The 24,957-nt window shown below is 68.3% G+C and carries 17 protein-coding genes; 13 read left to right on the top strand and 4 right to left on the bottom strand.

The window, feature by feature from the left end; translation table 11 throughout:
- Positions 1–32: 32 nt before the first annotated feature.
- Positions 33–2,141, bottom strand: a complete 2,109-nt coding sequence (locus tag J2X58_RS04805) for a phospholipase C, phosphocholine-specific (RefSeq protein WP_310046701.1) — start codon at positions 2,139–2,141, stop codon at positions 33–35.
- 168 nt (positions 2,142–2,309) lie between these two features.
- Between J2X58_RS04805 and J2X58_RS04800 the strand changes: the two genes are divergently transcribed.
- Together J2X58_RS04800 and J2X58_RS04795 are read left to right on the top strand one after the other, a co-directional pair.
- Positions 2,310–3,326, top strand: a complete 1,017-nt coding sequence (locus J2X58_RS04800) for an LLM class flavin-dependent oxidoreductase (RefSeq protein WP_310046700.1) — start codon at positions 2,310–2,312, stop codon at positions 3,324–3,326.
- A gap of 97 nt (positions 3,327–3,423) precedes the next feature.
- Positions 3,424–5,178, top strand: coding sequence for an MOSC and FAD-binding oxidoreductase domain-containing protein (locus tag J2X58_RS04795; protein ID WP_310046699.1), 1,755 nt, complete (start codon positions 3,424–3,426; stop codon positions 5,176–5,178).
- Positions 5,179–5,185: 7 nt separating this feature from the next.
- On the opposite strand, the gene J2X58_RS04790 is transcribed toward J2X58_RS04795, so the two are convergent.
- Genes J2X58_RS04790 through J2X58_RS04780 form a run of 3 tightly spaced genes read right to left on the bottom strand, consistent with a single transcriptional unit; the run spans position 5,186 to position 8,610 of the window.
- Entirely contained in the window at positions 5,186–6,307 is a 1,122-nt protein-coding gene (locus J2X58_RS04790; protein ID WP_310046698.1) for a Gfo/Idh/MocA family oxidoreductase, read from the bottom strand.
- A gap of 10 nt (positions 6,308–6,317) precedes the next feature.
- Positions 6,318–7,535 (bottom strand): nucleoside permease, encoded by a 1,218-nt coding sequence (locus J2X58_RS04785; protein ID WP_090053537.1) that lies wholly within the window; start codon positions 7,533–7,535, stop codon positions 6,318–6,320.
- Positions 7,536–7,557: 22 nt separating this feature from the next.
- Positions 7,558–8,610: a sugar phosphate isomerase/epimerase family protein gene (locus J2X58_RS04780; RefSeq protein ID WP_090053538.1), complete on the bottom strand. Its 1,053-nt coding sequence runs from the start codon at positions 8,608–8,610 to the stop codon at positions 7,558–7,560.
- Between the two features lie 153 nt (positions 8,611–8,763).
- On the opposite strand from J2X58_RS04780, the gene J2X58_RS04775 reads away from it, so the two are divergent.
- From J2X58_RS04775 to J2X58_RS04725, 11 genes are all read left to right on the top strand, one after another.
- A complete protein-coding gene (locus J2X58_RS04775) occupies positions 8,764–10,593 on the top strand; it encodes a monovalent cation:proton antiporter-2 (CPA2) family protein (RefSeq protein ID WP_310046697.1) in 1,830 nt (609 codons plus the stop codon).
- 167 nt (positions 10,594–10,760) lie between these two features.
- Positions 10,761–13,343, top strand: coding sequence for an EAL domain-containing protein (locus tag J2X58_RS04770; RefSeq protein WP_310046696.1), 2,583 nt, complete (start codon positions 10,761–10,763; stop codon positions 13,341–13,343).
- Positions 13,344–13,919: 576 nt separating this feature from the next.
- Entirely contained in the window at positions 13,920–16,109 is a 2,190-nt protein-coding gene (locus J2X58_RS04765; RefSeq protein ID WP_310046694.1) for a polysaccharide biosynthesis tyrosine autokinase, read from the top strand.
- Positions 16,110–16,147: 38 nt separating this feature from the next.
- Complete coding sequence (wcaK, locus tag J2X58_RS04760; protein ID WP_310046692.1) at positions 16,148–17,380, top strand: colanic acid biosynthesis pyruvyl transferase WcaK; 1,233 nt, start codon at positions 16,148–16,150, stop codon at positions 17,378–17,380.
- A 2-nt stretch (positions 17,381–17,382) separates the two neighbouring features.
- Entirely contained in the window at positions 17,383–18,630 is a 1,248-nt protein-coding gene (locus tag J2X58_RS04755; protein ID WP_310046691.1) for a glycosyltransferase, read from the top strand.
- Positions 18,627–20,054, top strand: a complete 1,428-nt coding sequence (locus J2X58_RS04750) for an MOP flippase family protein (RefSeq protein ID WP_310046690.1) — start codon at positions 18,627–18,629, stop codon at positions 20,052–20,054. The genes J2X58_RS04755 and J2X58_RS04750 overlap by 4 nt, the downstream gene beginning before the upstream one ends.
- A gap of 25 nt (positions 20,055–20,079) precedes the next feature.
- Positions 20,080–20,967 carry a glycosyltransferase family 2 protein gene (locus J2X58_RS04745; protein ID WP_310046689.1) on the top strand — a complete coding sequence of 296 codons (888 nt, stop codon included), beginning with the start codon at positions 20,080–20,082 and terminating at the stop codon, positions 20,965–20,967.
- A 2-nt stretch (positions 20,968–20,969) separates the two neighbouring features.
- Positions 20,970–22,172: an O-antigen ligase family protein gene (locus J2X58_RS04740; protein ID WP_090053549.1), complete on the top strand. Its 1,203-nt coding sequence runs from the start codon at positions 20,970–20,972 to the stop codon at positions 22,170–22,172.
- Positions 22,165–22,674 (top strand): DapH/DapD/GlmU-related protein, encoded by a 510-nt coding sequence (locus tag J2X58_RS04735; protein ID WP_090053550.1) that lies wholly within the window; start codon positions 22,165–22,167, stop codon positions 22,672–22,674. The genes J2X58_RS04740 and J2X58_RS04735 overlap by 8 nt, the downstream gene beginning before the upstream one ends.
- Entirely contained in the window at positions 22,671–23,492 is an 822-nt protein-coding gene (locus J2X58_RS04730) for a glycosyltransferase (RefSeq protein ID WP_090053552.1), read from the top strand. Before J2X58_RS04735 ends, J2X58_RS04730 begins: the two co-directional genes overlap by 4 nt.
- A gap of 4 nt (positions 23,493–23,496) precedes the next feature.
- Positions 23,497–24,957: a right-handed parallel beta-helix repeat-containing protein gene (locus J2X58_RS04725; RefSeq protein WP_310046685.1), complete on the top strand. Its 1,461-nt coding sequence runs from the start codon at positions 23,497–23,499 to the stop codon at positions 24,955–24,957.

The raw sequence follows: 24,957 nt of genomic DNA, 5'->3' as shown, positions 1-24,957 counted from the left end.
GACTCGCTACCGCATCGAAGCGACCCCCATCGTCAACGCCTCGGCGACAGCGCGGGATCCGTGCGCGACGGGCGTCCGGTTTCGCGGTGGCCGGCGAGGCGACGCACGTAACGCGGATCGTGGTCGCTGGTGACCGTGAAGTCGTACCAATGGTCGCTGGAGAGGATTTCCCAGAGGCTCTCCACGCGCCCACCGGGGAGCAGGATGTGGCGGCGCGGCGGCTGATGCGTGTACGCGTCGCCAGGCGTGACCGTCGCGACGCAGAGGCGGCTCCCCTCGTTGACGATCGAGAGACGGAACAGCCCGTCGAGCTCGCCCTGAGCGATGCGCACTTCGGGCTGCGCGCGACGCCCGCGTTCGCCGTCCGCCGGCTGCGTGCCGGCGAAACGGCGAAGGAAACCGTTGGGCCCGGTTACCGACAGATCGTACGTGCCCCCGCTGTAGAGGCTGGTCCACGTATCGTGGAGCGACTTGCCGCGCTCGACGGTGTACGTCCAGGGACCATCGGTGCGCGCGGGCGAGAAGACGTGGAAGAACGCGCCGGCCTGGCCGTCGTTGATGAACTCGAGGCGGTAGCGTCCGCCTTCCACATCGAGACGCCCCTGCACATCCAGCACGTAAGGCAACGCGCGGGCCGGACGCTGACCGGCTTCCTGCTCGGGCATGCGCTGATCCACCGGCGGTGCCGGGCGCACGCTCGGATGCGACTTGCCGTCGGGCTCGTAGCCCGTCGTCGCGGGAAGGCGCGGCGCGCCGTCGTCGTGGCGCGAAAAGTCGAAGGCACGCGTGAGGTCGCCGCAGACGGCGCGGCGCCAGGCCGAGATGTTCGGCTCGCGCACACCGAAGCGCTTCTCCAGGAAACGCAGGATCGACGTGTGGTCGTAGGTTTCCGAGCAGACCCAGCCGCCCTTGCTCCACGGCGAGACGACCAGCATCGGCACGCGCACGCCGAGGCCGTACGCGCCGGCCACGAAGCCGTGGCCGCCGGGATACAGCTCGCCCGTGGTGTCCACGGTCGAGAGCCCCTGCTCCGCCGACGACGGCGGGTAAGGCGGCACCACGTGATCGAAGAAGCCGTCGTTCTCGTCATAGGTGATGAACAGCGCGGTCTTGCTCCACACCTCGGGATTCGAGGTCAGCGCGTCCAGCACGCCGTCGACGTACCAGGCGCCGTAGTTCGCCGGCCAGCTCGGATGCTCCGTGAACGCCTCGGGTGCCGCGATCCACGAGACCTGCGGAAGCCGGTCGGCGAGCACGTCCTCGCGGAGGATCGCGAAGGGCGACTCGCCGGCGGCGATGTTCGTGCCGGTACGCGCCTTGTCGTAAAGCGGATCGCCGGGCCGCGCGTTCCGGTAGTTGTCGAAGTACAGCAGCGAGTTGTCGCCGTAGTTGCCGATGTACGGATCGGACGTCCAGCCCCAGCTGCCGTCGGCGTCCAGGCCCGTGCCGATGTCCTGGTAGATCTTCCAGGACACGCCCGCCTGCTCGAGGCGCTCCGGATAGGTGGTCCAGGCGTAACCCTTCTCGGCGTTGTCCAGCACGGGACCGGCCCCCGTCCCGTCGTTGCCCGTGTAGCCGCTCCACAGGTAATAGCGGTTCGGGTCCGTCGACGAGAGCATGCTGCAGTGGTACGCGTCGCAGATGGTGAAGGCGTCGGCCAGCGCGTAGTGGAACGGGATGTCCTCGCGCGTCAGGTAGGCCATCGTGGTGGTGCCCTTGGCCTGGACCCAGCCGTCGTAGCGGCCTCCGTTCGCCGCCGCCTGCGTGTCGTTCCAGCCGTGCGGGAGATCCTCGATGAACGTGAGGCCGAGATCGTCGCCGACGGGCCGGAACGGCAGAAGGTAGTCGTCCTTCGACGCGGCATGCGGCTGGTGCCAGACCGAACGACCGCTCGACAGGACGAAGGGGCGCGGATCGCCGAAGCCGCGGACGCCGCGGAGGCTGCCGAAGTAGTGGTCGAACGAGCGGTTCTCCTGCATCAGGATCACCACGTGCTCGACGTCGGCGAGCGTGCCGGTGCGGCGCGACGCGGGGATCGCCAGCGCCTTCGCGATCGAGGGCGGCAGCACGCCGGCGGTGAACGCGGCGCCGGCGGCGCCCATGGAAAGCTTGAGGAAGTGCCGCCGATCCTGAGAGGTCATGAGGTTCCCTGATGAGAGTGGAATGGCCCTGTGCCGTGGAGTGTCCCGGCGAAATGTGACAGGGCGGTTCCCGCAGCCCGACCATCCGCCACCGGATGTTGATTCTGCGAAAGTCGTCTCAATCTCGATGCGGATGAGCGCACCGTCGCGCCCCTTCGAGGACTTCTCATGAAACGCATCGGCTTCCTCTCGTTCGGCCACTGGACGGATGCGTCGCATTCGGCGACCCGGTCCGCCAGCGACGTGCTGCTCCAGTCGATCGACCTCGCGGTCGCGGCCGAGGAGATCGGTGCGGACGGCGCCTATTTCCGCGTGCATCACTTCGCCCGCCAGCTCGCCTCGCCCTTCCCGCTCCTCGCGGCGATCGGAGCGAAAACCCGGCGCATCGAGATCGGCACGGGCGTGATCGACATGCGCTATGAGAATCCGCACTACATGCTGGAAACGGCCGGTGCCGCCGATCTGATCAGTGGCGGGCGCCTGCAGCTGGGCATCAGCCGCGGCTCGCCCGAGCAGGTGATCGACGGGTGGCGCCACTTCGGCTATGCGCCCGCCGACGGCGAGACCGACGCGGACATGGGTCGCCGCCATGCCGAGGTCTTCCTCGGCCTGCTCGACGGAAAAGGCTTCGCGCGACCGAACCCGCAGCCGATGTTTCCCAACCCGCCCGGCCTGCTGCGGCTGGAGCCGCATGCGCCGGGCCTGCGCGAACGCATCTGGTGGGGGTCGGCCTCGAACGCCACGGCGGTCTGGGCGGCGAAGATGGGCATGAACCTGCAGAGCTCGACGCTGAAGGCCAACGAGACGAACGAGCCGCTGCACGTGCAGCAGGCGAAGCAGATGCGGGCGTATCGCGACGCGTGGGCGGAGGCGGGTCACGGCCGCGAGCCGCGCGTCTCCGTGCTGCGCTCGATCTTTCCCATCATGAACGACACCGACCGTGCCTACTTCGGGCGGTCGAAGAGCAGCGACCAGATCGGCTTCATCGACAACATGGAAGCGGTGTTCGGCCGCACCTACGCGGCGGAACCGGATGTGCTGGTCAAGGAGCTGGCCGAGGACCGTGCGATCGCCGAGGCGGACACCTTGCTCCTGGCCGTGCCGAACCAGCTGGGCGTCGACTACAACGTGCACGTGATCGAGTCGATCCTGAAGCACGTGGCACCCGGGCTCGGCTGGCGCTGACCGGGCGCGGCGCGGGAATCGGCAAGAAACCCATATCCGCGCAATCCATGGGCGGACCGGCGGGCTAGACTCGCGGTCTGCCGATGGAGTGCGGACCATGCCAACGCTCGTTTCCGTGAATGTCGGTCTACCGCGGGACGTCTCCTGGAACGGGGAGGTCGTGCACACCGGCGTGTGGAAATCCCCGGTCGCCGGACGCGTCATGGTGCGCCGGCTCAACATCGACGGCGACGCACAAGGCGACCTCGGTGGCCACGGCGGCGAGCAGCGCGCGGTCCTCGTCTATCAGCTCGATGCCTATCGCCATTGGGAGGCGTTCCTCGGACGTCCGCCCATGGAGCACGGCTCGTTCGGCGAGAACTTCACCGTCGATGGCCTCCCGGACGACGAGGTGTGCGTCGGCGACCGGTACCGCATCGGCGAGGCGTTGCTCGAGGTCACGCAGCCGCGCGTCACCTGCTATCGCGTCGGCATCCGCATGCGGGAGCCGCGCATGCCATCGTTGCTGGTCGCGCACCGGCGGCCCGGGTTCTATTGCCGCGTGATCGAGGAAGGCACCGTCGCGGCGGGTGACGCCATCACGAAGGAGTCCTCGGGCGGCGGCATGACCGTCGCCGATGTCGACGCCCTGCTCTACCTGCCCGATCCCGACCGCGACGCGATACGGCGCGCCGCCGCCATGCCCGCGCTGAGTCCGGGATGGCGCAGGTCGTTCGAGGCGATGCTCGCGACACGGAAGGACACCCGGGGCAACGCCGGCCTCACGAAGGTTCCCGGGGAGCGGCCCGCCTGGACCGGGTTCCGCGAGGTGCGCGTCCGCGACACGCGGCAGGAAAGCCCGTCGGTCAGGTCGTTCGTCTTCGAGGCGGTGGATGGCGAGCCGTTGCCACCCGCGCGCGGCGGCCAGTTCGTCGTGCTCCGGATCGACCGTCCGGCGCCGCTCCCGCCGCTGATCCGGAGTTACTCGCTGTCCGACGGATCGAGCCCGGGCGTGTACCGCATCTCGGTCAAGCGCGGCGGCGGCGACGGCAGCCGATTCCTGCATGCGTCCGTGGACGTCGGGCATGTGCTCGCGATAAGCGCGCCGCGCGGGGATTTCGTGCTCGGGGACGATGTCTCACCGGTCGTCTTCTGGAGCGCCGGCATCGGCATCACGCCGCTGCTGGGCATGCTGCACGACCTCGTGCTGCGCACCGGCGCGCGTCCGCGTGACGTCTTCTGGGTCCATGGCACCCGGAGCGGCGAGGAGAACCTCTTCGTCGCCGAGATCGCTGGCCTGCTGTCGCGCACGGGAACGGCGCGGCGGTTGCTCGCCTTCAGTCGCCCCGGTCCGGACGATCGTGCCGGGCGCGACTACGACGTCGACGGGCACCTCGACGTGGCGGCGCTGCGCCGCGCCGGCATCCCGCTGGACGCGTCGTTCTACCTGTGCGGCCCCGCGGCTTTCATGGGCGCGGCGCGCGATCAGTTGCAGGCGGCCGGCGTGCCCGCGTCGCGTATCGCGTCGGAACTGTTCGGAGGCGTCGAGGCGCTTCGCCCCGGCATCGCGGCCCGTCATGACGTCGCGCCGCACCCTCCCGCGGACGAATCGGCCACCGGCGTTTCGGTGTCCTTCGTGCGCAGTGGCCTCACCGTGCGCTGGAGCGAGCGCTACCCCAACCTGCTCGCCCTGGCCGAGGCCTGCGACGTGCCGGTGCGCTGGTCATGCCGCTCCGGCGTCTGCCACAACTGCGAAACGGCGCTCGTCGGCGGCGGCGTCGATTACGCGCCGGAGCCTTTGCAACCCGCGGCCGAGGGCAACGTCCTGATCTGCTGCTCGCGCCCCCGGGGCGACGTGCAGCTGGATCTGTGACGCGTGCTCAGCCCGGAATGTCGAGCCACTGCCGGCTCGACGCCGACGCGACGACGCGATCCGTGATGCGCGCCGCGCGCAAGCCGTCCTCGAACGTGGGCAGTCCCTCGCGCGCCGTGCCTTCGATCGTCGCGTACGTATCCGCCACGAAGGCCTCGAAGCACTGCGCGTAACCCTGCGCGTGGCCGGCCGGCAGCGTGGCGAGACGCCGTTGCTCGGCGGCGCCGGCGTTCGGATCGCGCAGGAACGTCTCCGAGTGGTCGGCGTAACCGAACCAGAGGCGCTCGCTGTCTTCCTGGTCGAACGCGACACCGGCCCGCGCGCCGTCGATCTCGAACCACAGGCGGTTCTTGCGGCCCGGCGACACCTGGCTCACCGTCACGCTACCGAGCACGCCGCGCGCCGTGCGGAACATCGCGGCGGCGACGTCCTCGCTGCGCACCGCCTGCATCGATCCACCGCCCGACGCCCCGCCGAAGCTCTGGCGAGTCGCGGCGGCCCGTTCGGCGATCACGGTAGCGAAGCTCGCGCTGACTTCGGCGAAGCGCTCGCCGCTGACCCACTCCACGAGATCGCACCAGTGCGAGCCGATGTCGGCGAACACGCGGGACGGCCCGCCCTGCGCCGGGTCGACGCGCCAGTTGTTCGATCCGGCGTCCATCAGCCAGTCCTGCAGGTAGCTGCCATGCATCAGCCGCACCGGACCGAGCTCGCCGGCCTCGACGCGTGCCCGCGCCTCGCGGACGACGGGGTGATAGCGGTAGACGAACGGCACCGTGGCGACGAGGCCCGTGCGTCGCGCCGTCGCCGCGAGATCGGCCGCGTCGTCGAGCGACGTGGCCAGCGGCTTCTCGCAGATGACGTGCTTGCCGGCCTCGAGCGCCGCTTTCGCGTACGGCGCGTGCTGCGCGTTCGGCGTGCAGACGTGGACGACCTGCACGTCGCGATCGGCGATCACCGCCTCGATATCCGCGTAGGCCCTGACGCCCCACTGCGCGGCGACCTCGTTGGAGCGCTGCGGCGTGGAGGCGCAGACGCCCGCGACGTTCGCGCCGGCGAGCAGCGCGGCACGTCGGTGGACGGCGCCGATCATGCCGGCGCCGACGATGGCGATGTTCAGTCGTGACATCGAGCGTTCCTCAGACCGGTTCCGGCGCCGCGCTGCGGACGTCGCGTTCCTTGAACAGGGCGAGGAACACGAGCAGCACGACGAGCGCGATGGCGGCCGGCACCAGCCAGATGCCCTTCCAGTCGTGCACGCCGCCGACGGTGAAGTGGTCGACGACCATGCCCGAGAGGTACGTGCCGATCAGCATGCCGACGCCGTACGTCGCCAGCGTGATGAAGCCCTGCGCGCCGCTGCGGAAGCGCGGACCCGCCTTCGCGTCGGTGTAGATCTGCCCGGTGACGAAGAAGAAGTCGTAGCAGATGCCGTGGAGGATGATGCCGCCCACCAGCAGCGCGTAGCCGGTATCGACGTTGCCGTATGCGAACAGGACATAGCGCGCGACCCAGGCGGCCATGCCGAGGGCGAGCATGGTCTTCACGCCGAGGCGCGCGAAGAAGAACGGCATCGCCAGCATCAGGATCACTTCCGACGCCTGGCCGAGCGACTGCAGGCCCGCGGCGCCCTTGACGCCGAGGTCGTTGAGGAACGGGTTGGTGAAGTTGTAATAGAACGATAGCGGGATGCAGATGGCCACCGAGGCCAGGAAGAAGATCAGGTACGAGCGGCTCTTCAGCAGGCGGATGGAATCCAGGCCGAGGATCTCGCCCATCGACGTCTGCGTGTCGCGCTTCAGCGGCGGCGTGTCCGGCAGCGTGAACGCGTACAGGCCGAGCAGCAGCGACGCGGCGCCCGCCATGCGGAACGTCAGTTCGAGGCGATGAGCCTGTTCCCAGCCGAGCCAGGCGATGAGCAGGCCGGCCACGATCCAGCCGATGCTGCCGATCACGCGGACGCGGGGGAACTGCTTCTCCGGGTTCTCCATGTGGCGCATCGCGACGCTGTTGACCAGCGCCAGCGTCGGCATGAAGAGCAGCATGTAGAGCATGATCGCGGTGAGGAACACCGGGAAGCTGGGCGCCTGCGACGCCCACCAGAGCAACGCCGCGCCGGCGATGTGGAGCACGCCGAGGATGCGCTGCGCGGCGAAGAAGCGGTCGGCGATCAGGCCGACGAGGAACGGGGCGAGGATCGCGCCGATCGACTGGCTGAGGAACGCCAGCGCCACCTGCGAGCCATCCGCGTGGAGCGGCCCCTGCCCGAGATACGTGCCAAGGGTCACGAACCACGCGCCCCAGATGAAGAACTCGAGGAACATCATGGAGCCGAGGCGGAACATCATCGGTCGCATAGAAACTCCGGCGTATTGAGGGTCAGAGGCCGAGCAGACGCTTGAGCGTCGCCGGCGAGGTGGATGCATCGGCGAAATCGTCGAAGGCACGTTCCGTGACGCGGATGATGTGGTCGCGGATGAACGGCGCGCCTTCCCGCGCGCCGTCCTCCGGGTGCTTCAGGCAGCACTCCCACTCGAGCACCGCCCAGCCCGGAAAGTCGTACTGCGCGAACTTCGAGAAGATCGCGCGGAAATCGATCTGCCCGTCGCCCAGCGAGCGGAAGCGGCCCGCGCGGTCGATCCAGGCCTGGTAGCCGCCATAGACGCCGCTCGACGCGCTCGGCCGGAACTCGGCGTCCTTCACGTGGAAGATGCCGATGCGGTCGTGGTAGCGGTCGATGAAGCCCAGGTAGTCCATCTGCTGCAGCAGCATGTGGCTCGGGTCGTAGAGGATCTTCGCGCGCGGGTGCTGGTCCACGGCGTCGAGGAAACGCTCGAACGTCACGCCGTCGTGCAGGTCCTCGCCGGGATGGAGTTCGAAGCAGACGTCCACGCCCTCCGCGTCGAACACGTCGAGGATCGGCCGCCAGCGCTTCGCGAGTTCGCCGAAGGCTTCCTCGACCAGGCCGGGCGGTCGCTGCGGCCACGGATACATGTAAGGCCAGGCGAGCGCGCCCGAAAACGTGGCGTGGGCGTCGAGCCCCAGCCGCGCGCTGGCCTTCGCGGCAAGCTTCAGCTGGTCGACGGCCCAAGCCTGCCGGGCGGCCGCGTCGCCACGCACCGACTCCGGCGCGAAACCGTCGAACAGCAGGTCGTAAGCCGGATGCACGGCGACGAGCTGGCCCTGCAGATGCGTCGAGAGTTCGGTGACGCGCAGGCCATGGCCCGCGAGCATGCCGGCGATGTCGTCGCAGTACGCCTGGCTCTCCGCCGCTTTCGCCAGATCGAAGATATGCGGCGTGGAGGTCGGAATCTGCAGTCCCTCGTAACCGAGATCGGCCGCCCAGGCGGCCAGCGTATCCAGTCGGTTGAACGGCGCTTCGTCCCCGATGAACTGGGCGAGGAACAGCCCGGGTCCCTTCAGCGTCTTCATGTCGAACCCCACGAAATGAAATCGATTTCATCGATACTATCAGCGGGTTTTCACACGGGCATGCTGCATCGCGACATCGCTGGAACGCTTCCGCCCCGTGCGCGACACTGACAGGGCACGAGCCGGATCACACTTCAGTCGGGAGTTCGAACCATGTCAGCGGTAGCCACCGACAACCCGCTCGTCGAAGCCGTCGCCCTCCTCGGCGCCGCGGTGCTCCTGGTCCCCCTCTTCCGTCGGCTCGGCCTCGGCTCGGTGCTCGGCTACCTCGTGGCCGGCATGCTGGTGGGCCCTTATGGCCTCGGCTGGTTCACCGATCCCGAATCGATCCTCCATCTCGCCGAGCTCGGCGTGGTCATGTTCCTTTTCGTCATCGGGCTCGAGATGCAGCCTTCGCGGCTCTGGTGCCTGCGCCGCTACATCCTCGGCCTGGGCCTCCTGCAGACGGCCGCTTCCGCGGCGGCGCTGACGGCACTCGGCTGGCTCTCGGGCCTGCCCGTGCGCGTCGCGTTCATCGGCGCGCTGGGCTTCACGCTCACCTCCACCGCCATCGTGATGCAGCTGATGGGCGAGCGTCGCGACCTGTCGCCGACGGCGGGACAGAAGATCGTGTCGGTCCTGCTTCTGGAAGACCTCCTGCTCGTCCCGTTGCTGGCCCTCGTCGCCTGGATGGCGCCCGTCCACGCCGCGTCGGCATCCGGGCCGTGGCTCGCGGTGCTGAAGGGTGTGGCGGCGTTCGTGACGCTGCTCGTCGCGGGACGCTGGCTGCTCAACCCGCTGTTCCGCGTCCTGGCGAAGTCGAAGGTTCGGGAGCTGCTCTCGGCCGGCGCGCTCCTGGTCGTGCTCGGGGCCGCGCTGCTCATGCAGGTGGGCGGTCTGTCGATGGCCATGGGCGCCTTCATCGCCGGCGTGCTTCTTTCCGAGTCCAGTTTCCGCCACCAGCTGGAAGCCGACGTCGAACCCTTCCGCGGTCTGCTGCTCGGCCTGTTCTTCCTCGGCGTGGGCATGGTGCTCGATCTCGCGACCGTCCGCGCCCACTGGGAGTACATCGTCTTCGGCGTGGTGGCGATGATGGCGCTCAAGGGCGCGTGCATCTACGTCATCGCGCGGGTGACGCGCAGCGATCACGGCGAAGCGCTGCAGCGCGCCTCCCTCATGGCGCTCGGTGGCGAGTTCGCCTTCGTGCTCTTCGCGGCGGCGACGGAAGGGGAGGTCCTCACCGCGTCGCAGAACGCCATCTTCACCGCCGCGGTGGTCCTTTCCATGGTGCTCTCCCCGCTGGTGGATGTCGTGATGCGCAGGCTTCCCGCGAGGCGCGCGGCGTCCGTGCCCGAACACGCGGACGAGGCGGTGCCCGAAGGACTCAACGGCAGCGTCCTGATGATCGGCTTCGGCCGCTTCGGCCAGGTGGTCAGCCAGCCCTTGCTGGCGCGCGATGTCGACGTCACCGTGATCGACACGGACATCGAGATGATCCAGGCGGCGTCGCGTTTCGGGTTCCGGATCTACTACGGCGACGGTACCCGGCTCGACGTGCTCGAAGCGGCCGGCGCCGGACGGGCGCAGGTGATCGCGGTATGCGTCGATCGTCGCGAGACGGTCAACCGCATCCTCGACGTGGCGATGCGCGAATACCCCGACGCGACCTGGCTCGTGCGGACCTACGACCGCGAACACTCGCGCGAGGTCGTGTCCAGGGGTGTCGAGAACCATGTGCGCGAGACCTTCGAATCGGCGCTGCACTTCGGCACGCTCGCGCTGCGCCGCATCGGTGTCTCGTCGCGCGAGGCGCGCCGCATCACCGACGTGGTGCGGGCCCGCGACGCGACCCGCTTCGAGCAGGAGATCGCCGGCGTGGACTGGGCCACCGCGGGCACCAGCAGCTTCACCCGCCGCTCGGAGCCCGTACCGCTGACGCCGCCCAGGCACCCCAGCCAGGCCCTCAACCAGCAGGCCGAGGTGGCGACGCGGGCGAAGCCGTGACGGGTTGGCGCGTCCCCTGCCCCGGCGGCCTGTGCGGCGCACCCGGCGTAACGCCTGCAAGCAAAAACGGCCACGTCCACCGTCTACACATTTCGATGGTTGCCGTCCCCGGGCGACGTTGTTAGCTTGCAAGGAGGTGCCACCGTGCGGCGCCTCCGGCGAGGATCATGGCAAGAGCGACATCCCACCCTTCGGCGCGACTGATCCGGATCGTGGGTGGCCTGCTGGCATTGATCTTCGGCGTGGGCCTTGTCTATGTCGTCGCCAGCGACCGGGCGCGTCGCCTCGAGGCCGCGCACGCCCAGAGCCAGTCGATGGCGAACGGTGGGCAGCGCCTGCTCACGGCGCAATTCCTCAACCTCCAGCGGGCGATGCAAGGCATCGCGTCGGACAGCAATCAGCTGCTCGCGTCGGTCCCGGACAGGGCGCCGGCCCTGATCGCGCAGAACATGGAGGGTGTCTCGCAACGGCACGGCGAACTGGTCGACCTGATGCTCGTGGACGGACGGGGCGTGGCCATCACGTCGGGCTCGGGCGACGCGACGTTCCCCGAATGGACCCGGGAGGACGATTCCGCGACCGCGCTGCTTCGCCTCGGGCCCATCAGGACGCTCCATGGCGAATGGGTCCTCCCGATCGCGGTGCCCGCCGGCGACGACCGCTGGGTGCTCGCGCACCTGCGGCAGCGGCAGCTGCAGGAAGTCGTCGACCACCTGCGCTTCGGGCATGGCGGCGTGGCCGCGATCACCGACCGCTTCGGCAAGATCCTCGCGCGGACCGGCGACGACCGTGCCGTCATCGGCCAATCCGTCGACCACCTGTTCGAACCGGGCGCGAAGGACGCCGAACCCCACACCAGCCGGATCGATGGAACGGACCGCCTGATCGCGGTGAGCCAGCCCGATACCTTCGCGCTGTGGGTGGGTGTCGGCCTGCCCGTGTCGGAAGTGCTCGGCCCGTGGTACCGCTTCGCGGCGTTCTGCCTGCTCATCTACATCGTCTACTGGGCGGGCTTCGCGTACCTTTACCGCCACCTCGCGGTCGCCGCGCGCGAGCAACGGGCCCACGTCGCCGAACTGACGGAGGCCACCGTCCGCCTTGCCGACGCCGAGCGGCGATTCCGCCTCACCTTCGACAAGAACCCGTTCCCCTTCTGGGTCTACGACACGGACACCCTGGCCTTCCTTGAAGTGAACGAGGCCGCGATACGCCACTACGGGTACTCGCGGGACGAGTTCAGGTCGATGCGCATCACCGACATCCGCTCGGCGCACGACGCCGCGAGCCTCAAGGAAGTGGTCGCCTCGCTGCGCCTGGGGAAGGACGGCGATCCGGATCGCGTCTGGATCCATCGGCGCAAGGACGGCAGCACGCTCGACGTGGTGGTGCACGCCGCGGACATCGACATGCCCGGCTACAACGCCCGCCTGGTGCTCGCACAGGACGTCACCGAGCGCATCCGCGGTGAACGCGCACTCACCTACCGCGCGACCCACGACGTCGTCACCGGGCTGCCCAACACCGAGGCCTTCGTCGATTACCTCGATCGCGGTCTCGGCAAGGAAGCCTGGTACGAGGTGGTCTACGTGCACCTGCGTGGCATGGACCGCGTCAGCGACACGTTCGGTCTCGACACCGGCCGCAGCGTCCTGCGCGCGGTCGCGTCCCGCCTGAGCGCCGTCGCCCCGGTCCACGGCATGGTCGCGCACCGGCCCGGCGAGCGTTTCCTCTTCGCCATCACCGACCCGACGCGACGGGACGCGGCGATCGCGGACATCCTCGCCGCCGTCGCCGAGCCCGTCGCCCTGAACGATGCCCTGCACACCCTCGAACCGCAGATAGGCGTGGCGAACCACCCTGCCGATGGCCACGATGCCCGGCAGGTGATCGCGAACGCGGCGCTCGCCGCGCATGCGCGCACCGACGACGAGCACGAGATGCGACGCTTCGTCCCGGCGATGGCCGAGCGATCGGTGGCGCGCCTCACGCTGGCCTCGCGCATGCGCCAGGCGATCGACGGCGGCGAGCTGCGGATGCATTTCCAGCCCGTCGTCGACACGACGACCGGCGCCATCCGCAAGCTCGAGGCATTGGTTCGCTGGCCGCAGGCGGACGGCTCGTACCTCCCACCCGACGTATTCATTCCGCTGTGCGAGGAAACCGGCCTCATCGTGCCCTTGGGCCAGTGGGCGTTCGACGCCGCGGCCCGGGCTCATGCGGCGCTGGCCGACGCCGGCGCAGGCGGCCTCGCCATCGCGGTGAACGTTTCCGCGATCCAGTTCCAGCGCACCGACATCGCGGCCGATATCCGCGCCGTGTCCCTCCACCATGCGTTGCCCTCGGGCGCCCTGGAAGTCGAACTGACCGAAAGCAGCCTGATGGAGCCCATGCATGCGCTGACGGCGCTGCGGGCACTGCGCGATCAGGGAACCCGCGTGTCGCTCGACGATTTCGGCACGGGATTCTCGAGCCTGTCGTACCTGCGCGATCTGCCCATCGACGCGCTGAAGATCGACCGGTCGTTCGTCGCCGACGTCGATTCCAGCGCCCGCGCCGCGTCGATATGCCGTTCGATCATCGCCCTCGCGCATACGCTCGGCATGACGGTCGTCGCCGAGGGCGTGGAGCGTGCATCGCAGCAGGCGTGGCTGAAGGACAACGGCTGCGACCAGGTCCAGGGGTTCCACACCGGACAACCGGTGCCGCTGGGTGTCCTGTTGAAGACCCTTGTCCCCGCGAAGGCGCTGTAGGAGCGGCCCTGGCCGCGATAGAGCGCCGCCACACCTTGCGTCGCCGCATTTTCACGGCCCAGCCGAGGCAGGACGCCGCGCACCACAAGCCGCACTGCACAAAGAATGAACGAGCCATTAGCACTTCGTGCCCAAATGACGGCTGAAATCTAACGCATTCTTAACGGCGCGGCGTTAATAGCGCCATTGACATGCTGGTTAGTTGACGCGAGTCGCAAAACCGACATTCCTCGCTAGGAGGGTCCGCGTCGCACCTCTATGCTCAGACCTTCATCGCACCTCCACATCCCCACGGAACGGAAGGCGCGGTGACGGCGAAGGACATCGTGGTTTCCACGAAGGCGTCGGCACGGGCACGAGTCATCAGCCTGTGCCGGAACGGCGTCCGCCCCATGACATGCATCGACGCACCGGTGGTGCGTCAAGCGTGCGCCTCGTTGCGCGACGCACGGATACGGCTGCGCGGACCTCATGAAACAAGGGATTTCGAGCATGAAGAAGGCTTCCCCACCCATTCAGGCTCGCCCCGATATAAACGTCTAGACGTCCATTCATTCATTGGAAACACGCTGCCGCATGACGACGAAGATCGATCCCGCTCATGACGACGACACCATCGACCTCAATGCGTTGTTCGGCACGTTGCTGGATCACAAGTGGCTGATCGTCGCCATCACCGCCGCCTTCTTCGTGGCCGGCGTGCTGTACACGGTATTCGCCACGCCGATCTATCAGGCCACCGCGGTGGTGCAGGTCGAGCAGAAGACGCCAAGCCTCCCGGGCCTGAGCGACCTCACGCAGTCGCTCGGCACCACGGGCTCGCAGGCGACGACGGAAATCGCCTTGCTGACCTCGCGCCTCGTGATCGGACAGGCCGTCGAGAAACTGCATCTCGACATCACGGCGCAGCCCCGTCGCTTTCCCCTGATCGGCGATTACCTCTCGCGTGGCCGTAAGCCGGGCCAGCTGGCGCCGCCGCGTTTCGGGCTGAACCGCTATGGCTGGGGTGGCGAAATCCTCGACATCTACAAGCTCGATCTTCCCGACTCCCTGACCGGTCGCAAGCTGGAGCTGCGCGCCGATGAGGGCAAGCGCTACGCGCTCTACGACGACGACGGCAAGCGCGTCCTTGAGGGCGCGGTCGGCGAGCTGGTGCGCACGGGCGGCGTCACCATGCAGGTGAGGCAGCTGGTGGCCAACCCGGGCACGCGCTTCGACATCGTCGAGCAGCCGACGCTTTCGACGATCGGCCGCCTGCAGGGCGATGTCGTCGCGCAGGAGCAAGGCAACGATTCCGGCATCATCGGGCTCACGTACAACAACGCCGATCCCGACCTCGCCCAGCAGGTGCTGACGCAGATTTCCACCGCGTACGTGCGTCAGAACGTGGAGCGCAACTCGGCGGAGGCCGCGAGCCAGCTGCAGTTCGTCAAGGAGCAGCTGCCGAAGGTGCGCCAGGAGCTCGATCGTGCGCAGGCGGCGATGAACGCGTTCCAGACGCGCTCGCACGCGGTCGACCTGAGCATGCAGACCAAGGGCCTGCTCGACCAGATCGTGGCGGTGGAGAACAACATTCAGCAGCTGCACCTGCAGGAGGCCGACATCGATCGCCGCTTCACGCACGATCACCCGGCGTACAAGGCGCTGCAGCAGCAGATGGGCCAGCTGCAATCGCAGAAGGAGCAGATGCAGAAGCAGATCGGCGACCTGCCCGACACGCAGCAGCAGTTACTCAAGCTCAACCGCGATGTCCAGGTCAGCTCCACGACCTACACCAGTCTGCTCAACCAGGCCCAGCAGCTGGACATCGCGCGGGCGGGAACCGTCGGCAACGTCCGCATCGTGGATTCGGCCGCGGTGGACCGCAACCAGCCCGTGCAGCCGCGCAAGGCACTGGTCGTGCTGGTCGCGACCTTCCTCGGCGGCTTCCTCGCGCTGGCCTTCGTGTTCCTGAAGCAGATCCTCAATCGCGGCGTGGAAGACCCGGCGGTGATCGAGGACCTCGGCCTGCCGGTGTACGCGTCCGTGCCCCTCAGCGCGGGCCAGAGCGCGCGGTCCATCCGGTCGAAGCGCGGCCATGGCGCGCGCGGTCCGCTGCTCGCCGTCGGCGACCCGGCCGACCTCGCCGTGGAAGCGATCCGCAGTCTGCGCACCAGCCTGCACTTCGCCCGCCTCGAGGCGAAGAACAACATCCTCATGATCACGGGCTCGAGCCCGTTCGCCGGCAAGACCTTCGTCTCGGCGAACCTCGCGGCCGTGATCGCCCAGGCGGGGCAGCGGGTGCTGCTCGTCGACGGCGATATGCGCCGGGGCACGCTACATCAGCTGCTCGGCACCGACGCGGCGCATGGCATGTCCGACATCCTCGTCGGCGCCGCCACGATCGAGGACGTGCGCCGCCAGGGCCCCCTCCCGAACATCGACTTCATCAGCCGGGGGCGCGTGCCGCCGAATCCGTCCGAGCTGCTGATGCACGAGAACTTCACCCGCTTCATCGAGACCGTGGTGCCCGCGTACGACCTCGTCATCATCGACACGCCGCCGATCCTCGCGGTGACCGACGCGGCCGTGATCGGACACCACGCCGGTACCAGCCTGCTGGTCGCACGCTTCGGACTGAACAAGGCACGCGAGCTGGCGCTGGCGAAACAGCGGTTCGAGCAGAACGGCGTGATGCTCAAGGGTGCGATCTTCAACGCCGTGGAACGTCGCACCTCCGGCTATTCGACCTACGCGTACTACAAGTACAAGGCCGACCCGGCCTGATCCGTCCCCGTCCAGGGGCAACGCACGAATCGAGCACTATGGCGCGCATCCTCATCATCGGTAACCACACCTGCGGCAACCGCGGCGACTGCGCGATCCTGCGCGGTCTTCTGCAATGCCTGGAAGACGCGCTGCCGCAAAGCGCCATCGACGTGACGAGCCGTTTTCCCGTCAGCTCCGCGTGGCTGCTCGGCCGCGAGCTCCAGCCCGATCCGCTCAACGCCTACTACCACGAGCAGGGCCGCAAGCGCTTCGGATCGCTGCGCGCGAGGCTCCTGCGCCGCATCGTGCCGCGCCTCCTGTTCGGGCACCTGCGCCGCGCCTGGTGGTCGCGCCTGATTCCCCTGCCCGCCCGCCACCGCGACTACATCGCCTCGCTCGCCGCGTACGACCTGGTGATCCAGGTCGGAGGCTCGTTCTTCGTGGACCTCTACGGCCCGACCCAGTACGACCAGTCGATCTGCGCGATGCTCGCGGGGCGTCCCGTCTACATGATCGGCCACAGCGTCGGGCCGTTCGACCACGCGTTCTTCCGGCGGATGTCGCAGGACATCCTCGGGCGCGTGAACGCCCTCGCCCTGCGCGAGGAGGTCAGCGTCAATCACATGCGCAAGGCCGGGATTCCCGAGGACCGGATCCGCTGGGCCTCCGACACCGCGTGGCTGGTGAACCCGGGCGATCCCGTGCCGGTCGACGACGCCCGGCCCACCGTGGCGGTGACCTTCCGCGAGCTCGCCCCGTTCGACAAGCGCCTCGGTGTGACGCAGACGCAGTACGAGGAGGCGTTCGCCCGCCTGCTCGACGACGTCATCGACGCAGGCTACCGCGTGGCCGCCTACTCGACCTGCACGGCGATCGACGGCTATCCGAAGGACGACCGCATGATCGCGCTGAAGGTGCGTGCGCGCCTGCGCCGCCCGGAATCGTTCCACGTAGAAATGGACGAGCTCAACGACGTCGAGCTCGGCCGGCGGCTCGGTGCCTGCGTGCTGACGATCGCCACGCGCCTGCACAGCGCGATCATCTCGATGAACTTCGGCACGCCCGCCGTGGCCCTGAACTACGAACACAAGTCGGAAGGCGTGATGAAGCGCCTGGGCGTCGACGAACTCGCCATGCCGGTGCCCGCCCTGCTCGATGGCTCGCTGCGCAGCAAGGTGCTCGCGCTGCTGGAGGATGATGCCCTGCGCCCGCGCGTCGCCGCGGCGGTGGTCCGCGAGAAGGCCTTCGCCCGCGAAGCCGTGCTGGCCACCCTGGCCATAGGAGCGTGAGCATGCGCGTCCTGTTCGTGCTGCCGGAGTTCCCGCGCTACTCGGAAACCTTCGTCATCGACCAGATCGTCGGCCTGCTGGATCGCGGCTTCGACGTGCGCATCCTCGCGGTAAGCCGGGGACAGACGCCCACGCCGGGCGACATCGTCTCCACGCGCGGCCTGATGGAACGCGCGACCTTCATCTTCCCGCGCGCGGCCAGCAGCTCCCGCGGCTGGCAGATCCTGTTGCAGCGACTGCGCCAGGTGGTGCCGGGCCTCGGCCGCGCACGCGTGCGCCGCGCGCTGTCGATCCGCCGCTATGGCCACGCCGCGAAGACGCTCGTCCTCGCGGGTGCCGCGCGACGGCTGTCGACACCGATCCGCGCCGACGCGATCGTCGCGCATTTCGGTCCCACGGGCGTGGTGGCCGCCAACCTGCGTGCGCTGGGTCTGATCGAAGGGCCCCTTTTCACGGTGTTCCATGGCTACGACCTGTCCCAGCACGGCGTGCTCGCCCGCCATGCGGAGGATTATCGGCGCCTGTTCGCCAGCGGCGAACGCATGCTTCCGATCAGCGAACGCTGGGCCCGCAAGCTCGCGACGCTGGGATGCGACACCGCGAAGATCCACGTCCACCGCATGGGCGTCGACCTGGACAGCTTCCCGTTCCGCGCACCCACCGCGGGGGCTGAGCCGGCAGCACGACCGCTGCGCGTGGTCAGCGTCGCTCGGCTGGTCGAGAAGAAGGGAGTCACCTATCTCTGCGAGGCCATGGCCCTGCTCGCGGCTCGCGGCGTGCCGGCCGAACTCGAGGTCATCGGCGATGGTCCGCTGCAGCCGTCCCTCGAACGCTTCGTCGCCGAGCGCGCGCTCGGCGGTCGCGTCTTCCTCCGCGGGCGTCGCGACAAGGCGTACGTGCAGGCCGCGCTCGCCAGCGCCGACGTGTTCGCGTTGCCGAGCGTCACCGCGGCGGATGGCGATCAGGAAGGTATTCCCGTGTCGCTGATGGAAGCGATGGCCAGCGGGGTGCCCTGCCTCTCCACCCTCCATAGCGGCATCCCCGAACTGATCGAACACGGGCGTTCGGGCTGGCTCGTGCCCGAACGCGACGCGGTGGCGCTCGCCGATACGCTCGAAGCCATCCAGCGAGGCGACTTCGACGTCGCCTCCATCGCCCACCGCGCGCGCCTCACGGTGGAGGCGAACTTCGACCAGCAGCGGCTGCACGACCAGCTCGCCATCCGGTTGGGCATGGAGGCGCACGCATGACGACGTCGGCACGCCGCGACGCGATGTGGACCGCGGGCTCCACCGTGGTCAGCGCCGCGAGCCAGCTGCTGCAGATCGCCGTGCTCGCCCATCACGTGGATGCGCACCTGCTCGGCGCGCTGGCGATCGTGAACGTCGTCAACGCGGTGGCGACGCTGCTGCAGGACATGGGCCTGAGCAGCTACCTCATCCATCGGCAGGACATCACGCGTCCCGAACGCACGTCGCTGTTCTACATCAGCGTGGGCCTCGGGCTCGTCTCGGCCGCCGTGCTGCTCGGCCTGTCCTGGCCGGTCGCCGCGTTCTACGGGTCCGGCGAGCTCGGCGGGCTGCTGCGGCTGTCCACCGTCAACTTCGTGCTGCTCGGCGTCGCCGCGCAGTACCAGGCGAGCCTGATCAAGTCGTTCCGCCTGCCGAAGCTCGCCCGCATCGAGGTGATCGGAAGGCTCTCGGGTCTGGCTACGCTGCTCGTCCTCGTGCTGGGCTACGGCGCCTCGATCGAGGCGGCCGTCTACGCGATGATCGTCAACAGCCTCGTGCGGCTGCTCTGCTTCCTCGCCGTCGCCGAGCGCGACTGGCACCCGGGTGCGGCCTTCGATCGCGGCATCGTGCGGCAGGCCCTCCGCTACGGCGCCTTCCAGCTCGGCTCGCAGGTCATCAACCAGCTTCGCAGCCAGGCGGACCAGATCATCCTCGGCAAGTTCCTCGGGCTCGCCTCGCTCGGCGTCTACTCGCTGGCGAAGGAACTGGTGCTGCAGCCGACCAAGCTGATCATGCCGGTGGTCCAGCGCCTCGCGCTGCCGCGGCTCGCCACCCGGCAGAAGGATCCGGAAGGCCTCCGGCAGATGTACCTCACCGGTCTGCGCGGCGTGGCCGTGTTCAGTGCCTGCGTCTTCATCATGCTGGCCGTGTTCGCCCCCTTCGCCGTGACCATCCTCTACGGCGAGCGCTACGCGGGTGTCTCGGCGCTGATCCCGCTGATGCTGTTGTTCGGCATGCTGCGGCCGCTCGGCTCCCTGATCGGCGCCCTCAGCCAGAGCCTCGGCCGATCGGACGTCGAGTTCGTCTGGAACCTCAAGATCTGCGGCATCACCCTCGCGCTGAGCATCGCGGGCGCGCTCTCCCGGTCGCTGGAGATCATGGCGGTGGCGCTGGCCGCCAGCCAGCTGGTGTCGACGGTGCTCTCCTACTATTTCTTCTCGTCGAAGATCATCCGGATCAGCGCCGGCGAGTTCTTCCGGTCGTGGGTCGTCGAGACCTTCGTCCCTTACGCCTTCCTCATGCTCGCCGTGGCGCTCTACCCCGGCGAGAGCTGGAAGGCCAGCGTGGTACGCCTCGTGATCGTCACTCCGCCGCTGCTGTGGGTGGTCTGGCGCAGCCGCGACACGTTCCTTCACCGCCCCGCGCAAGCCGTGGGCGCCTGACATGCACCCGACCGAGTCCGCAGGCATGAACTCCACGACGACACCGCTGGTCAGCGTCTACATCCCGACCCGGAACCGGTCCGCCCTGCTGCGCCGGGCGATCGACTCGGTGCTGGCGCAGACCTGGCCGGCCGTCGAGATCCTGGTCTGCGACGAAGCCTCCACCGACGATACGCCCGAGGTGATGGCCGACTACGAACGCATGTTCCCAGGCCGCTTCACCTACCTGCGGAACGACACGCCGCAAGGCGCCTGCCGGGCGCGCAACCGCTGCATCGAGCACGCCCGCGGGCACTACGTCACCGGCCTCGACGACGACGACCTGTTCCATCCGCAGCGCATTCAGTGCCTGGTCGAGCTCTACGAACGGCACAAGCCGTCGTTCGCCTGCACGCGCTTCCGTTACTTCGAGGACGAGGCGCGCATCGCACCCTTGCTCGCACGACGTTATGACGGGGCCGAGCGGGCCGCGGCGGATGACCTCACCCTCCCCGCGCTGCTTTACACGAACCTCGCCGGCAACCAGGTGCTCACCGAGCTGTCGCGGATGCTCGAGCTCGGCGGCTTCGACGAATCCATGCCGTCCTGGCAGGACTACGACATGTGGATCCGCCTCGCCGACCGCTTCGGCACGGCGGTGCGCTCGCGCCACGTGCTCTCGTTCGTCGACGACGACCGCTCGCGCGCCCGCATCCGCAATTCGTCCCGCCGTGCCGAGGGCAGCGCGCGCTTCCTCGCCAAGCACGGCAACCTGATGAACGCGGACCAGCGCCGCAACCACCGCAACATCCAGTACGTGATGAACAAGGAGCGGCCGCCGCTCCTGGACATCGTGCGCAACGTGAGCCTCGGCGGTTACAAATCGACCGTGAAGGTGCTGCTGCACAAGTTCTTCGGCGTGGCGATCGGCTGACCATGGTGATCAACCGGACACGTGCCGCGGCGGTATCGCTGATGGCCATGATCTTCGTGCAGGTGCCCCTGTCGCACAGCACGTCGAGCAAGTCGCACGTGAACGTCTACCACCTGCTGCTGCTTCTGTTTCCGCTGCTTTATCTGCCTGCCGCGCGATATCTGAAGGTGAATCCGGCCACCGCGTTCATCGGCACCATGATCGCCACCTCGGCCGCGGCGGGCGCCACGTACGGCGGTGGCCTCCGTTCCACCCTGCTGGTGTTCGTCGCGTCCTCGTACTTCCTGGGCGTCGTCTTCGGACGCAAGTTGCCGGAGATGGACCTGCGCCGGATCTTCATCTGGGTGCTCGGCTGCTGCATCACCTTCCTGCTCGTCCGCGACGCTGTGTACGCCGGCCAGCTCGGGGCCGTCTACGCCCGCAGCGAAGGGGCGTCGAGCATCCTCTACATGTCGACGGGCGGCCGCAACATCGAGGCCAGCCTGCTCGCCCTGCTTTCGATCCTGATGCTCGGCACCCGCGCCTATCCGATCGCGGCGGGCATCGCCCTCCTCACCAGCGGCATGATGCTCTCGCGCGCGGGCCTGATCGGCACGGCGATCTCCATCGGCATCGCCGCGTACCGCGCGCGCAAGACGCGCGACTATTATTTCTACACGTTCCTCGGCGTCGCCGTGGGCGTCCTGCTCGTCGGCCTCGTGGTCTCCTCGGTGATCGACGTGCCCATCCTCGATCGCTTCAACCTGCAGGCCGAGACCCAGCTCGCGCACAAGAACGTCGGCCGCCTCGCGCTGTGGAACACCGCCGGCCTCGCGCTCGACCACAACCTGCTCGGCTATGGCGTCGGCAACGGCGTGCCGATGATGGAAGAGCTCTCGGGGCTCACCTTCGTCGAGAACAACGTCCACAACATCTACCTGCAGTTCCTGCTCGAAGGCGGTGTCCAGTCGCTGCTGCTGTTCCTCGTCATGGTGGGGCAGATCCTGCTGACGCGAACCGAGGGCCAGCAGAGCAACATCAAGGCCTTCCTGCTCTGTTACCTCATCCTCGCGTTCATCGAGTTCAGCGGTTACGAAGCCTACCTGTGGTTCTTCGTCGGCATGTTCTACGCGCGCGGCGAGCGCCGCCGCGCCGAGAAGCGCGCCGAGGCCAGGGCCGCCCGGGACGCCGCGCCGACCACCCTTCCGGAACCCTCCCATGCTTGACGACTTCCGCGCCGACGTCCGCCGGCTCAAGGCACAGCCCGGCTACCGGGGCATCGCATGGTGGATGCTCGATCAGTCGTTCTGGGTGATCCTGACCTACCGTCTGCTGTCGACCGCGCGCGGCACGCCGCTGCACGCACCCGTCCGCGTGCTCGAGAAGATCGCGGAATTCGTCTTCAAGTGCTACCTGCCGACCACCGCGACCATCGGACCGGGCCTGGTGATCTGGCATGCCTTCGGCATCATCGTGAACGGGAAGACGCGCATCGGCGCGAACTGCACGCTCTACGCGCGCGTCTGCATCGGCAACCGCTGGCCCGGCGACGGCACGCCCGTCATCGGGGACAACGTCACCATCGGCACCGGCGCCTGCATCTTCGGCCCCGTCGTCATCCCCGACCATTACGTGGTGAAGGCCAACGCGGTGATCACGCCCTCGTCGTTCGCCCGTCCCACCGATCGTCCACCCCATACCGAGCCTTCCACTGGAGCAGCGTCATGAGCGAGGCAGCCGTTCGACTGTCCATCATCATCATCACCTGGAACGAACTGGGCAATCTCCAGCGTTGCCTGAACTCGTTGATGGACAAGGTGGATTTCGACCGCGACGAGGTGATCGTCGTCGACAACGGATCGACGGACGGCAGCGCCGAGTTCGTCGCGACGCTGCCGCAGGTGCGCTACTTCCCCCTCGAACGGAACTTCGGCGTCGGCCCGGCGCGCAACCGCGGCCTCTTCCTCGCGCGCGGCAAGTACTGCATGACGCTCGACAACGACACCATCTTCCTGACGCCGGACCCCGGCACCATCGTGGAGCAGTTCTTCCGCGAGCACCCGGACGCCGGGGTCGTCGGCTTCCAGCTGCTCAACGTCGACCGCACGCGGCAGGACTCCACCCGCCGATTCCCGCGGTTCTACCAGCCCATCGCCGCGCGCATCCCGTTCACGCGCAAGCTCGGATTCGTCCGTCGCGAACTGGAGCGCCACCTGATGCTCGACACGCGCTTCGACGACGGTAGCGATCCGCTCGAGGTCGACTACGTGCTGGGTGCGAACCAGACGTTCACCAAGGCCGTGGGCGCCCTGCTGATGGGCTACGACGACCGGATCTTCTTCGGGCCGGAGGACGCCGAGTTCTGCGTCCGCACCCATAAGCTCGGCCTGCGCAATTTCTACAGCCGCCGCATCTCGATCGTGCACGACTACAAGCGGCGGACGCGCAAGTTCTCGAAGCTCACGATCAAGCACCTGGCCGGGTTCGCGTACATGCTGCGCAAGCATGGCGGCGTGTACCGTTACTCGCTGAGCGAGCGGCGGTAGTCCCATGCGGCGGCGCGCGTTTCTCGGTCACGCCCTCCTCGGCACCGGCGCGCTCGCCGTGCTGCCGACGTCTGCACTCGCGGCACCGGACGGCTCACGCTACTACGTCGACGCCAGCTCCGGCGACGACGCCCACGATGGCCGGGGACCCGGCACGGCGTGGCGCACACTGGAGCGCGTGAACCGGCAGCGTTTCGCGCCCGGCGATACGCTGTTGTTCCGCCGCGGCGGCGATTACCCGGGCGTGTTCCACCCGACGGGGTCGGGACGCGCCGGCGCGCCCATCGTCGTCGATGCCTACGGGGATGGCGAGGCGCCCCACCTGCACGCGGACGGGGTCTCGCCGGCCACGGTGCGGCTCGAGAACGTCGAGTACTGGACCCTCCGTCATCTGGCGGTGTCCAACAAAGGCCCGCAGGCCGGGCCCCGACGCACGGGGGTGCACCTGCTGCACCACGACTTCGGCACGGTGCACGGCATCGTACTCGAAGGCTTGCACGTGCACGACGTCAACGGCTCGCCGATCAAGAAAGACGGCGGCGGGAGCGCGATCCTCGTGGAAGCCGGCGGCAAGCAGCGGCCCACGCATCACGAAGGCCTGACCATCGCCGACAACGTCATCGAACGCAGCCAGCGCGACGGCATCCTGTTCCTCGGCGCGGGCAGTCGCGCGGCGGGACTGGCGACGGGCGTCGTGGTGCGCGGCAACCGGATCAGCGAGGTGCCCGGCGACTGCATCCTCGTCAAGGGCTGCCGGGGAGCGCTCGTCGAACGCAACACGGTCGGCCGGTGCGGTCCGCTGCCCCGTGGCGAAGCCGCGGCGGGCATATGGCCGTTCGACTGCGACGACACGCTGATCCAGTACAACGAGGTCAGCGACCACCGCGCCTATGCCGACGGTCAGGGCTTCGACGCCGACTTCCACTGCCGGAACACGATCATCCAGTACAACTACAGCCACGACAACGCCGGCGGCATGGCGCTGGTGTGCAACGACGGCCGGGACGCCGGCGGCATCGGCAACGTGGGGACGATCGTGCGCTTCAATGTCAGCATCAACGACGGGCTTCGCAGCAGCGGCAGCGCGGCGCTGCGGATCTCAGGCCCCGTGACCGGCGCCCGCATCTACAACAACATCATCATCATTCCCGAGAAGAAGGCGGGCGTCGAAGTGACGGCGTTCCGTGCGACGAGCTGGAAAGGCGTGCCGGACGATACCGCCATCCACGACAACATCGTGATGGCCTTCCGCGATCCCGCCATGGACATGCGGCTGGCCACGCGCACGTCGATGGCCGGCAACCAGATCGTCGCCGAAGGATCGCATCCGCAGGCCAGGGCGATGCTGGGACGCGTCGGCTCGAAACGCCCCACGCTCGCCCAGGTCAACGCGCTGGTGAAAGCCTGCTTCGCCGACGGCAAGCCCGTCGCGAACGCCGCGGACGTGATCGCGAAACTCGTCTGA

Origin of the sequence: Luteibacter sp. 3190 (genome assembly GCF_031456385.1) — a bacterium.
GTDB lineage: Bacteria > Pseudomonadota > Gammaproteobacteria > Xanthomonadales > Rhodanobacteraceae > Luteibacter.
The sequence above is the reverse complement of the archived record's forward strand: the minus strand, read 5'-3'. Positions and strand labels throughout refer to the sequence as shown.